The 11256-nt window shown below is 66.9% G+C and carries 12 protein-coding genes and 1 other RNA gene; 5 read left to right on the top strand and 8 right to left on the bottom strand.

Annotated elements, in window-relative coordinates; translation table 11 throughout:
- Positions 1-246, bottom strand: a 246-nt coding sequence (locus EJC47_RS04065) for a cation transporter (protein WP_185867553.1), incomplete at its 3' end; no start/stop codon positions are given.
- A gap of 125 nt (positions 247-371) precedes the next feature.
- Between EJC47_RS04065 and hrpB the strand changes: the two genes are divergently transcribed.
- Both hrpB and EJC47_RS04055 read left to right on the top strand, forming a co-directional pair.
- Positions 372-2906, top strand: coding sequence for an ATP-dependent helicase HrpB (gene hrpB, locus EJC47_RS04060; protein ID WP_126845591.1), 2535 nt, complete (start codon positions 372-374; stop codon positions 2904-2906).
- A 9-nt stretch (positions 2907-2915) separates the two neighbouring features.
- Positions 2916-3197 carry an ETC complex I subunit gene (locus EJC47_RS04055; protein ID WP_126845590.1) on the top strand — a complete coding sequence of 94 codons (282 nt, stop codon included), beginning with the start codon at positions 2916-2918 and terminating at the stop codon, positions 3195-3197.
- Positions 3198-3218: 21 nt separating this feature from the next.
- On the opposite strand, the gene EJC47_RS04050 is transcribed toward EJC47_RS04055, so the two are convergent.
- The 4 genes from EJC47_RS04050 to EJC47_RS04035 are packed head-to-tail and all read right to left on the bottom strand — an operon-like array spanning position 3219 to position 5914.
- The gene (locus tag EJC47_RS04050) at positions 3219-3731 is read right to left on the bottom strand and encodes an NUDIX hydrolase (RefSeq protein ID WP_126845589.1); all 513 of its coding nucleotides are present in this window, start codon (positions 3729-3731) and stop codon (positions 3219-3221) included.
- The gene (locus EJC47_RS04045) at positions 3728-4411 is read right to left on the bottom strand and encodes a TPM domain-containing protein (protein ID WP_126845588.1); all 684 of its coding nucleotides are present in this window, start codon (positions 4409-4411) and stop codon (positions 3728-3730) included. Before EJC47_RS04045 ends, EJC47_RS04050 begins: the two co-directional genes overlap by 4 nt.
- A complete protein-coding gene (locus tag EJC47_RS04040; RefSeq protein ID WP_126845587.1) occupies positions 4411-5301 on the bottom strand; it encodes a TPM domain-containing protein in 891 nt (296 codons plus the stop codon). The genes EJC47_RS04045 and EJC47_RS04040 overlap by 1 nt, the downstream gene beginning before the upstream one ends.
- Before the next feature lie 19 nt (positions 5302-5320).
- Positions 5321-5914 (bottom strand): LemA family protein, encoded by a 594-nt coding sequence (locus tag EJC47_RS04035; protein ID WP_126845586.1) that lies wholly within the window; start codon positions 5912-5914, stop codon positions 5321-5323.
- Positions 5915-5996: 82 nt separating this feature from the next.
- Here EJC47_RS04035 and mscL point away from each other — a divergent pair, with 82 nt between their 5' ends.
- Entirely contained in the window at positions 5997-6425 is a 429-nt protein-coding gene (gene mscL, locus EJC47_RS04030) for a large conductance mechanosensitive channel protein MscL (RefSeq protein WP_126845585.1), read from the top strand.
- A 136-nt stretch (positions 6426-6561) separates the two neighbouring features.
- Here mscL and EJC47_RS04025 read toward each other — a convergent pair whose 3' ends face one another.
- Positions 6562-6993, bottom strand: coding sequence for an RrF2 family transcriptional regulator (locus EJC47_RS04025; RefSeq protein ID WP_033967025.1), 432 nt, complete (start codon positions 6991-6993; stop codon positions 6562-6564).
- A 58-nt stretch (positions 6994-7051) separates the two neighbouring features.
- On the opposite strand from EJC47_RS04025, the gene ssrA reads away from it, so the two are divergent.
- Both ssrA and dinB read left to right on the top strand, forming a co-directional pair.
- Positions 7052-7394, top strand: a transfer-messenger RNA (tmRNA) gene (ssrA, locus tag EJC47_RS04020).
- A gap of 68 nt (positions 7395-7462) precedes the next feature.
- Entirely contained in the window at positions 7463-8548 is a 1086-nt protein-coding gene (dinB, locus tag EJC47_RS04015; protein ID WP_126845584.1) for a DNA polymerase IV, read from the top strand.
- A gap of 3 nt (positions 8549-8551) precedes the next feature.
- Here the strand turns inward: dinB and EJC47_RS04010 are convergent, their stop codons facing one another.
- Both EJC47_RS04010 and EJC47_RS04005 read right to left on the bottom strand, forming a co-directional pair.
- Entirely contained in the window at positions 8552-9937 is a 1386-nt protein-coding gene (locus tag EJC47_RS04010) for a UdgX family uracil-DNA binding protein (RefSeq protein WP_126845583.1), read from the bottom strand.
- A gap of 11 nt (positions 9938-9948) precedes the next feature.
- Complete coding sequence (locus EJC47_RS04005) at positions 9949-11199, bottom strand: putative DNA modification/repair radical SAM protein (protein WP_126845582.1); 1251 nt, start codon at positions 11197-11199, stop codon at positions 9949-9951.
- Between the last annotated feature and the right edge of the window lie 57 nt (positions 11200-11256).

Below are 11256 nucleotides of genomic sequence, written 5' to 3'. Positions count from 1 at the left end.
GGCAATTGCCGCCCACGCCGCGCACAGGCCGAGCACATCGGAAAGGTTATGCCCGGCATCCGCCAACAGCGCGACCGAGCCCGCGATCAGGCCAAACGCCGCCTCGCCGACGACAAAGGCGAGGTTCAGCCCGATACCGATCGCGAACGCGCGATCGTGACCCGCCACCGGCGCGTGGCTGTGGCCGTGGCCGTGCGAATGCCCGTGATGATCGCCGTGCCCGTGGGAATGGCTATGCCCCGCCATGTCGGTCTCCAATGTCCTAGCGCGGGCCTAGCATTTCAAATCCGTGAGATACTAGGACGCCGCACATGACAATTGCGTCACACCGCAGTGGTTCCAAAACCGGTGCGAAGCGGTAGGAACGAGGCGTGACATCCACCCTTCCCATTCACGCCGTCCTGCCCGACCTGCTCCGCCACTTGCGCGATGCGCCCAACGCCGTGCTGGTCGCGCCACCGGGAGCAGGCAAGACCACCGCCGTCGCGCCCGCCTTGCTGGACGAACAATGGTGCAGCGGCGAAATCCTGCTGCTCTCCCCCCGCCGCCTCGCCGCGCGCGCCGCGGCCGAGCGGATGGCCGCCACTGCCGGGCAGAATGTCGGCCAGACCTTCGGCTATGCCACGCGGATGGATACAAAGCGCTCGGCGGCGACGCGGGTGACGGTGGTGACCGAGGGCATCTTCGTCGCGCGCATCCAAAACGATCCCGAACTCGCCGGGGTCTCCGCCGTGCTGTTCGACGAAGTCCATGAACGCAGCCTCGACAGCGATTTCGGCCTCGCGCTCGCGCTGGATGCGCAAAGCGCTTTGCGGCCCGATCTCAGGCTGGTGGCAATGTCGGCAACGCTCGACGGCGCACGCTTTTCCGGCCTGATGGAGGGTGCCCCGATCATCGAAAGCGCCGGGCGGATGCACCCGCTGAGCTTGCGCCACCTCGGTCGCGCCGCCGAAGCGCGGATCGAGGATTCGGTCGCCGCCGCAATCCGGCTGGCGCTGCGCGAGGAGACCGGCGGCATCCTCGCCTTCCTGCCCGGCGTCGCCGAGATCGAGCGCACCGCCGAGCGGCTGGAGGGGCTTGGCCCCGACATCCTGCTCCACCGCCTGCATGGCAGCCTCGACCCCGCCGCACAGCGCGCCGCGATCGCGCCCGACCCGCAAGGGCGACGCAAGATCGTGCTGGCGACATCGATCGCCGAGACCAGCCTGACGCTCGACGGCATTTCGATCGTGGTCGATTCCGGCCTCGCGCGCCGCCCGCGTTATGATCGCGCGGCGGGGATGACGCGGCTGGTGACCGAACGCGCCAGCCAGGCCGCCGTCACCCAGCGTGCCGGCCGCGCCGCGCGCCAGCAGCCCGGCACCGCCTATCGCCTGTGGGAGGAAGCCGCGACCGCTGGCCTGCCGCGCTTCGATCCGCCCGAAATCCTCGAGGCAGACCTCTCGGCGCTGACCCTCGACTGCGCCTTGTGGGGCGTCGCCGATCCGCGCGTGCTACGCTGGCTCGATCCCCCACCCGAAGCCGCCGTACAGGAAGCCCGCACCCGCTTGCACACCCTGCAGGCGCTCGATGCCGATGGCCGCCCGACCCCGCACGGCCACGCCATCGCCCGCCTGCCACTGGCCCCGCGCCTCGGCCATATGCTGGTGCGCGCGGGCGAGCTCGGGCTGGCGGAAGTCGCAGCGGAGATTGCGGTTCTGCTCGGCGAACGCGGGCTTGGCGGCAACGATGTCGACCTGGAATCCCGCCGCCGCCGCTGGCGCACCGAACGCGGCGCGCGCGCGGAAGCCGGGCGCAAGCTAGCGAAGCGGTGGATGAATCTCGCTCCCCTCCCGCTTGCGGGAGGGGCTGGGGGAGGGAATAACACCCCCGCCGCTCGCCCCACATCCCCTCCCCCGGCCCCTCCCGCAAGCGGGAGGGGTGGCGAAGCCACTGCCATCGCGCTCGCTTTCCCCGATCGCATCGCGCGCCGTCGGGACGGCTCGGGCGAGACCTGGGCCTCGGTCGGCGGGCGCGGCTTCAAGCTCGATCCGACCAGCGCGCTCGCGCGCGAGGAATGGCTGGCGGTCGCCGAAACCCAGGGCATGGCATCCGGCGCGCGCATCCTCTCCGCCGCCGCGATCGACCTGCCGACGATCGAAGCCTTGTTCGGCAATCGCATCGCGACGCACCGAACCGTCAGCTTCGATCCCGCGACGGGTGGCGTGCAAACCACGCGCGACCGCCGCCTCGGCGCGTTGCGATTGTCAAGCGGCCCAGATGCACAGGCCGACCCCGACGCGATCACCGCCGCCTTGCTGGCGGGCGTTCACGCCCACGGCCTCGCGCAATTGCCGTGGAGCGACGCGGCGCGCGCGCTGCGCCACCGCGCCGCCTTCGCGCAGGACCATGGCGGCGCCGAACTCGCGCTGGACGACACCGCCCTGCTCGCCCGCGCCGACGAATGGCTGGCCCCCTTGCTCGTCGGCAAACGGCGGCTCGATGCGATCGACTCGGGCGCGCTGACCGATGCACTCCGCGCGCTGATCGGCTGGGATGCGCTCAAGACGATCGATCGCCTCGCCCCCACCCATTTCACCAGCCCCGCCGGGAGCAGCCACCCGATCGATTATGATGCCGAAGGCGGCCCGCGCGTAGACTTGCGCCCGCAGGCGCTGTTCGGCCTCGCCACGCACCCGATGATCGCGGGCGGGCGCGTGCCGCTGGTGCTCAGCCTCACCTCGCCGGCCGGTCGCCCGATCCAGACGACGCGCGATCTGCCCGGCTTCTGGACGGGTAGCTGGGCGGCTATCGCCAAGGAAATGCGCGGCCGCTATCCCCGCCATCCCTGGCCCGACGATCCCGCTTCGGCCAATGCGACGCTGCGCACGAAAAACGCAGATGCGCGCGCGAAAGAAGCACGGTAAGGAGGCACCATGTCGATCGCCCGAATCTATCAGCGCCCGAAGAATTCCATGTCGTCGGGCCGCGCACGCACCAGCATCTGGATGCTGGACTTCGCCCCCGCCGAGGCCAAGCAGCCCGACCCGCTCACCGGCTGGGCCGGCTCGGGCGATACGCGCGACCAGCTCCGCCTCACCTTCCCGACGCAGGAAGCGGCGATCACTTATGCCGAGCGCGAAGGGCTGCCCTTCACTGTTATTCCGGCACCCGAGCGCACGCTCAAGCTGCAAAGCTACGCCGACAACTTCCGCTAAAAGCCGGGCGCGACCCGGCGGTTAGCCCGCCAGCATCCCCGCGCCCAGCAGCAGCAACAGCTTCACGTCGATCGCCACGCCCTCGGCGCGCTTGGCGGCGACGACACTCGCAATCTCCGCGACCGGCACGCGCAGCACGGTGATATTCTCGCCGTCGACCCCGCCGCCATCGGTAACACGCTCAAGCCCGGTCGCGCGCACCAGCGTGAACCCTTCGGACACCATGCCGGGCGAGGAGTGGAAAAACCCCAGCGACTCGATTTTGGCGGGTCGATAGCCGGTCTCTTCCTCCAGTTCGCGCGCGGCGGAGGCTTCCACACTCTCGCCAGCCTCATCGTCGCCAACCAGACCGGCCGGAAGCTCCAGGCAGCGTTTGCCCAGCGGCACGCGATATTGCTCGACCAGCAGGACATGCCCGTCCTCGACCGCAAGGATCACCGCCGCCTGAATGCCCCGCGCGCGCGACACATATTCCCAGGTGCCGTCCTTTATGACCTTGATGTACTTGCCTTCCCAAACGACTTCGGCACTCATAGTTCGATCAGCCTGTCCGGGAGCTCGTTGCGGTCATCCGCCGTTTTGGGGAAGGTTTCCGAGAGAATCGCACCGATCCGCTCGACCGCCGCGGCCATGCCAGCTCCCGGCTTGCCAGAGCGCGTTTCGGCAACCAACGCCGCCATCGCATCGCCCCAGCGCTCTGCGGGCACGGCACGGTGGATCGCTTCATCAGCGACGATCTCGGCCATGCGCTCATCGCGCGAGAGATAGAGCAGGATGCCGACGCGCGCGGTGGTGCGGCGCTCGGCCCCGACCTTGAAATATTGGATTGCCCGCCGCCGCACCCGCCGCGCGCGTGTCGCCCTGGGCACCAGCGCCATCCGTAGCGGCATATAGGCAAGCGCAAACCGCACGATCAAAAAGACCAAGGCTTGCGCCGCCAGGATTACGCCCAACAGCAAGCGCGGATCGGGCGCATCGTCCCACCCTTCGGTGAAGCCGCTCAGCCATGTCTCGATCGCGAGCGGATTGATCGCCGCCAGCGCGAGCACGATCAGCATCGCCGCAATCGCATAGTGCAACGCCGCATCGTGATAACTGTCCGAACGCTCGGTCACGATCGTGACGATCTCGCCATCGGTGCCCGTCTCGGCGCGCGCCACCGCGGCCAGCACCTGCGCATGGTCGTCGCGCGTCAGCCGTGCCGTTCCCGCCATCACCAATCCCCCGAAGCGCCACCGCCGCCGAAATCGCCGCCGCCGCCGCCGGTAAAGCCGCCGCCGCCCCAGCTTCCGTCGGAGCCGCCACCGCCACTCGATCCACCGCCGCCGAAGCCGCCAAAACCACCGCCGGAGCCACCACCCCAGCCGCCGCCCCAACCGCTTCCGAGCCCCGAGCCCCACAGCACCGCCGGAGCCACGCCGCTGCGATATTCCTGCCCACGCCGACCGCGCCGCAAGCTCGACAGCACGATGAAGCCGATCACGAACAGGATCATGATCACGCCAAACGGAATCCCGCCGCCACTGCCCGCGCTGCTGCGCTTGTGCACCTTATCGAACTTCGCCGCCGCCGCGTCGACATTGGCCTTGGCTTCCTCCGGAGAAGCGCGAAGCTGTGCGATCACCGCATCGGTACCCGCTTCCATCGCTCCGGCAATGTCGCCCGATTGGGTCAGCTTGGGCATCATTTTTTCGCGGATCATCGTGCCCGCAAACGCATCGGTCAGGATCGGCTCGAGGCTATAGCCAACCTCCAGCCGCGGCCCGCGATGCCCCTTGGGCGCGTTCGGCGCGATGAACAGGATCGCACCGTTATTGGCGTCCTTGAGGCCCACGCCCCACGCCCGCCCGAGACCGACACCATATTCCTCGATCTCGCGACCCTGCAGGTCCGGGATCGTGGCGACCACCAATTGCCGCTTGGTGTCTTTCTGCAGCGCTTCCAATTTGGCCGTCAGATCGGCCTTGGTCGCAGGCGGCAGGACGTTGGCGGCATCCACCACCAGCCCGGTGAATTTGGGATAGGTCTGCGCTGCCGCCGGGGCAACCCCCAGCAGCAGCGCAACCAGCATCGCGAGCATTGCCTGAATCAGGCGCATCGGCATGGGGCCTCCGGCCCGGTACTTAGTTGGTGTTGCCGAAATTGACCGTCGGCGCCACGTCCGCCCCCGGCGTCGTCGCCTTGAACGGCACCAGCGGCTTGGCCCCGTAAAACACCTTCGCGCCAATCGCGTCGGGGAAGGTGCGGATCGTCGTATTATACGCCTGCACCGCGTCGTTATAATCGTGGCGCGCGGTCGAGATGCGGTTTTCGGTGCCCTCGAGCTGGTCCATCAACGTCTTGTAATTGTCCTGGCTCTTCAGCTCGGGATAGGCCTCCTGCAGCCGCTGCAGCCGCTGCAGCGACAAGGTGACACCCGCCTGCGCCTTTTCATAAGCGGCAACCTTGGCCGGATCGTTCAGATCCGCGCTGGAAACCTTGACCTGCGATGCCGAGGCACGCGCCTGCGTCACTTCAACCAGGATCGCTTTTTCCTGCGCGCCCGCCGCCTTCACCGTCGACACCAAATTGGGGATCAGGTCAGCACGGCGCTGATAGTAATTTTCCACATCGGCCCATTTCGCCTTGGCGTTCTCTTCCGCCGTCGGCACGCTGTTCAGCCCGCAACCGGCCAGCGCGAATGCGCCGACGAATGCGATCAGAGTGCGATACTTCATGGTGTTCATCCCTCCAGGCCTTGCGCGGCCCTGATAGCCCGGTAGCATGGCCGCGAGAAACGAAATCGGATTGGGAGGCTCCATGTTCAAGGAGTTCAAGGCATTCATCGCGCGCGGCAACGTGCTGGACCTGGCGATTGCGGTCATCATCGGCGGGGCGTTCGGCAAGATCGTGACGTCGCTGACCGACGACGTTATCATGCCGGTGATCGGCAAAATTTTCGGCGGGCTCGATTTTTCGAGCTATTTCGTGGTGCTGGGCAAGGTGCCCCCGGCGCTCGCTGGGTCGTCGGACTATGCCGCGCTGAAAAAGGCCGGCGTGCCGCTGCTCGGCTATGGCGCTTTCATCACGGCGGCGGTCAATTTCCTGATCGTGGCCTTCATCATCTTCCTGCTGGTGCGCGCGGTGAACCGGCTGATGCCCAAGGCACCGGAAACGCCCGCCGAGCCGGTCGAACCTGCCGACATCACGCTGCTGCGCGAAATTCGCGACGCATTGCAGCGGCGCTGAGGGGTTTTTCTTAAGTCCGATTACCCAAATTCCGTTCGGGCTGAGCCTGTCGAAGCCCTGCTCTACCGAGGCGCAGCGATCGCGGACGGAGGGGCCCTTCGACAGGCTCAGGGCGAACGGGAATGGGGCGAAGGTCTCAGGCCGCGACCAGATCCTCGGCGACCGAATCCGCCAGACTCGTGCCGTCCAGGATCCGCGCGGTCTCGTCGCGCACGCGCATCATCGCATGGCGGATCGCGCAGCTCGCTTCGTCCTTGCAATCCTTGCAACTGCGATAGGCGGTGCGGCTGACGCACGGCACCAGCGCCAGCGGCCCCTCGATCACGCGGATGATCTCGCCCAGCGAAATCAGATGCGTCGGGCGCGACAGGCAGTATCCGCCCATCTTGCCGCGATGGCTGTGCAGGAAGCCCGCTTCGCGCAGATCGGCAAGGATCAGTTCGAGAAACTTGCGCGGCACATTGGCCTCGGCAGCGATCCGGTTCATCGGGATGGGCGGGCCGCCGGGGGGCGCTTCAGCCAGGAACATCATTGCGCGGAGCGCGTAGCGGGAACGTTGCGTCAACATGATACAATACCCCATGCACCCGATTTGTGGCGAGTGAAAGGCACAAGGTGTCAAACCGGGCCTTTTCATTGCGCCAGGCCCTGCCTATATCGCGAGTGCCGGGTTCGCCCGGCTATGGTGATAAAGTGCAGCGTAGACTAGATGCAGCGGACCCGGGGGCAGTACCCGGCGACTCCACCAAAACCCCTCTTGCCGGAGGGGCTCTGACGGGGTCGAACCAGGATCGACGTGTGTTGAAAGGCGCTGTTTTTGCCCGGGCTGAGTAACCTGTAAAAGGCTCAAAACCACAAGTGCTAACGATAACGAAGCACTCGCGATTGCGGCGTAACTAAAGGCCTAACGGCCTAGGTTACCCCAAAAGAACGCGGTTCGGGCTGCACCGGGCAACAGAAGCAGACACCGGCGGTCCGGGGAGTACCGAGCAACAGAAACTCCCCACCCTTTCCCGTCGCGGCTATCAGGGTGTCCCATGGCCGATTCCGCCGACGCCCCGCCCCAGCGCAAGATCATCCATATCGACATGGACGCCTTTTTCGCGTCGGTCGAACAGCGCGACGACCCGACGTTGCGCGGCAAACCGGTCGCAGTCGGCGGATCACGCGCGCGCGGTGTGGTCGCCGCTGCGAGTTATGAAGCGCGCGCCTTCGGGGTGCGCTCGGCCATGCCCTCGGTCACCGCGCTCAGGCGCTGCCCCGATCTGATCTTCGTGCCGCCCCGCTTCGAGGAGTATCGCGCGGTCTCGGCCCAGATCCGTGCGATTTTCGAGGACTATACCGATCTGGTCGAACCGCTCTCGCTCGACGAAGCCTATCTCGACGTGACCGAGGACCGCCACGCGCTCGGCTCGGCCCGCGCCATCGCCGAACAGATCCGCGCGCGCATCAAGGCCGAAACCGGGCTCACCGCCTCGGCCGGGGTCAGCTACAACAAGTTCATCGCCAAGCTCGCCTCCGACCAGAACAAGCCCGACGGCCTGTGCGTCATCGCGCCCCGCCACGGCGCGGCGTTCGTCGCAAGTCTGCCGGTCAAGCGCTTCCACGGCGTCGGCCCGGTCACCGCACGCCGCATGGCCGCGCTCGGCATCGAAACCGGTGCCGATCTGCGCGAACGCCCGCTCGCCTTCCTCCACGCGCATTTCGGCAGCTACGGCGATTACCTTTACGGTGCCGCACGCGGGGTCGATCACCGCCCCGTCCGCAGCGAGCGGCCGAGCAAATCGGTCGGGGCAGAGCGCACCTTCGAAACCGACCTGTCCGCGCCGGGCGATCTCCACGTGGCGCTCGATCGCGTCGGCGAAGCCGCCTGGGTGCGGATCGACCGCCACAGCGCGCGCGGTCGCACCGTGACGCTGAAACTGCGCTTCTCCGATTTCCGCACGATCACCCGCGCGCGCTCGCTCAGCGGCGTAGTCGACCGCGACGCCTTCTTCGCGATCGGCCACGCCTTGCTCGATGCGCATCTGCCGCTGCCGCTCGGTGTGCGGCTATTGGGGCTGACGCTGTCGGGCATGGTCGAAGGCGATAGCGAGGCGGTGCAAGCGACCTTGCCCCTATAGCCGTCAGGCTACCGGCTCGCCGACGCGCCGCAAATCCTCGACGAAGCGCGCATATTCCAGCGCGACCGCGTCGCGGTCGGGCAAACGCAGCAAATAGCTGGGATGCACCGTAATCCAAGCCTCGCCACCATCGGGCAGCACCAGCGCACGCCCGCGCTCTTTGCCGATCGTCACCACCCGCCCGAGCAAGCTGCGCGCCGCGGTCGCCCCCAAGGCCACCGTCACCTTGGGCCGCACCAGCAAGCGCTCCTGCTCGATCCACCAACGGCACGCGCTGATCTCCCCCGCATCGGGTTTCATATGGATGCGCCGTTTGCCGCGCTGCTCGAACTTGAAATGCTTGACCGCGTTGGTGACGTACACGCCCGCCCGATCGATCCCCGCCTCGGCCAGCGCGCGGTCGAACATCTGCCCGGCCGGACCGACAAAGGGCTGCCCCGCCAGATCCTCCTGGTCGCCCGGTTGCTCGCCGACGAACATCAGCGCCGCATCGACCGGCCCCTCGCCGAACACCGTCTGCGTCGCGGGCTGGTAGAGCGGGCAGCGCGTGCAGCCCGCCGCCTCCTCGCGCAACGCCGCCCATGCCGCCTGGGCATTCCCGCCAATCTCGCTCTTCGCTTTGGCGATCATCCCGCTCTCCCGCGCCTGTGCGCTGGCGATCAACCCCGGCACCAACGCCGTCTCGGGCATGTTCTTCCAATATTTGCGCGGCATTTCCTTCAGCATCGCGCCGATCTTCACGCGCGCCGGGTTGAAGATCGCGGCATAATAGGTCTTCCACACCTCCTCGATCGGGTCGCCCTCGGGCGCATCACGCTTGGTCGCGCCCGGCCCTTCGGCCAGCGTCTCGCCGTCCCAATGCAAGGACAGCTCGGGCGTCAGGATCGACCAGTGCATGCTCGCGAAACGATCGAGGAAGAAACCGGCATTGGCGCGCACGATATGATGCTCGGGCTCGAACCACGCGACGAAGCGCGGAGCGCCATCCTCGTCGACTTCGCGAAAGCGCAGGAACGCGCGCATCTTGTGAATGTCCTTGCGCACTTCGCGCGCAAACCCCTCCAGCCGCCGCACCAATGGATCCGCCCGATCCTCGATCGCCCCTGGCTGGCGGCGCAAGCGCAGCAGCACTGTATAAAGCAGAGCAAAGCGTTCGGCGTCGCGGTGCAAAACAACGCTGCGCGCGAGCGCCATGAAGGCCGCGGGCACGGTGAAGGCCGGTTGCGTCGGCACCGGTGGCGGCGTGCCCGCCAGCGCGAACAGATCGTCCGCCGCTCCGCCCACTTGCCACACCACGTCCTCGGGCGGCACGCCCGCCCCCGCCAGCCCGCGCGCCGCATCGCGCCAGCCATCCAGATCGTCGGGTTCGGCCAAAGTGACGACGTGCATCGTGTCTCCCCTCAGGCCGTAAACAACTCCAGTTGCTCGGTTTTGGGTGCAATTTGCGGCCGAAGATCGGCGCGGTCGCTCAGTGCGACCGGGCGCCAGTCTTCAGCGATCAGAAACGGGCGTAGTTTGGCGATCGACACCGTCAGCCGCGCGACATCGGCCAGCCGCAACCGCCGCCAGCGCCGCGCCGACAGGATCGCGCCGACCGCCTTCACCCCCAGCCCCGGCACGCGCAGCAGCGCCTCGCGCGGCGCGCGGTTGACGTCGACCGGAAAGGACCCGCGAAATTTGAGCGCCCAGGCGAGCTTGGGGTCGATGTCGAGCGGCAGCATCCCCGTCGTCGCATCGGTCGCCGCCACCACATCGGCCGGCGCATAGTCGTAAAAGCGCATCAGCCAGTCCGATTGATACAGGCGATGTTCGCGCATCAACGGCGGACGTTGCAGTGGCAACACCGCGCTCGCATCGGGGATCGGGCTGAACGCCGAATAATAGACTCGCCGCAAGCCGAACCGATCATAAAGCGAGGACGCCCGCGTCACGATGTCGCCATCGGTCGCGGCATCCGCCCCCACGATCATCTGGGTCGATTGCCCAGCGGGCGCGAAGCGCGGCGCGGATTTGAAATGCTTGCGAGCATCGCTGGTATCGGCAATTGCCAGCTTGGTCCCCGCCATCGCCCCTTCGATCCGCGCCGCCGATTTCTCGGGCGCAAGCCGCGTCAGCCCGGCCAGCGTCGGCAATTCCACATTGATCGACAAGCGGTCGGCATGGAGCCCGGCCTGATGCACCAGCTCCGGGTCGGCATCGGGAATGGTCTTGAGGTGGATATAACCGCGAAAATCATGATCTTCGCGCAAGCTGCGCGCCACTTCAACCATCTGCTCCATCGTGTAATTGGACGAGCCGATGATGCCCGAGGACAGGAACAGCCCCTCGATATAATTGCGCCGATAGAAAGACAGCGTCAGCCGCACCACCTCCGCCGCGGTGAAGCGCGCACGGCGCACGTTCGAGCTTTTGCGGTTGATGCAATAATGGCAGTCGAAGATGCAGCTGTTGGTCAGCAGGATCTTGAGCAGCGAAATGCAGCGGCCATCGGGCGCATAGGCATGGCAAATCCCCATGCCCTGGTCGGTCGAACCCAGCCCCTTGCCGTCGCGCGACGTGCGCTTGACCGATCCCGACGACGCGCACGACGCATCATATTTCGCGGCATCCGCCAGGATCGCGAGCTTTTGCTGAACATCGAGCTGGGCCATATGTTCTTCATATGTTCACATTACACTCGACGCAAGCGGCGCTGTCGGCCATCCGGG

The sequence above is a fragment of the Sphingomonas sp. TF3 genome (assembly GCF_003985085.1).
Lineage (GTDB): Bacteria > Pseudomonadota > Alphaproteobacteria > Sphingomonadales > Sphingomonadaceae > Sphingomonas.
This window is presented reverse-complemented; position numbering and strand designations above follow the sequence as displayed.

Excerpts from the sequence above, each read along its gene's own strand:
- EJC47_RS04050 (WP_126845589.1), bottom strand. The coding sequence starts at position 3,731 with ATGAGTGCCGAAGTCGTTTGGGAAGGCAAGTACATCAAGGTCATAAAG.
- mscL (WP_126845585.1), top strand. The coding sequence starts at position 5,997 with ATGTTCAAGGAGTTCAAGGCATTCATCGCGCGCGGCAACGTGCTGGAC.
- dinB (WP_126845584.1), top strand. The coding sequence starts at position 7,463 with ATGGCCGATTCCGCCGACGCCCCGCCCCAGCGCAAGATCATCCATATC.
- EJC47_RS04035 (WP_126845586.1), bottom strand. The coding sequence starts at position 5,914 with ATGAAGTATCGCACTCTGATCGCATTCGTCGGCGCATTCGCGCTGGCC.
- EJC47_RS04005 (WP_126845582.1), bottom strand. The coding sequence starts at position 11,199 with ATGGCCCAGCTCGATGTTCAGCAAAAGCTCGCGATCCTGGCGGATGCC.
- EJC47_RS04025 (WP_033967025.1), bottom strand. The coding sequence starts at position 6,993 with ATGTTGACGCAACGTTCCCGCTACGCGCTCCGCGCAATGATGTTCCTG.
- EJC47_RS04010 (WP_126845583.1), bottom strand. The coding sequence starts at position 9,937 with ATGCACGTCGTCACTTTGGCCGAACCCGACGATCTGGATGGCTGGCGC.
- EJC47_RS04040 (WP_126845587.1), bottom strand. The coding sequence starts at position 5,301 with ATGCCGATGCGCCTGATTCAGGCAATGCTCGCGATGCTGGTTGCGCTG.
- EJC47_RS04045 (WP_126845588.1), bottom strand. The coding sequence starts at position 4,411 with ATGGCGGGAACGGCACGGCTGACGCGCGACGACCATGCGCAGGTGCTG.
- EJC47_RS04055 (WP_126845590.1), top strand. The coding sequence starts at position 2,916 with ATGTCGATCGCCCGAATCTATCAGCGCCCGAAGAATTCCATGTCGTCG.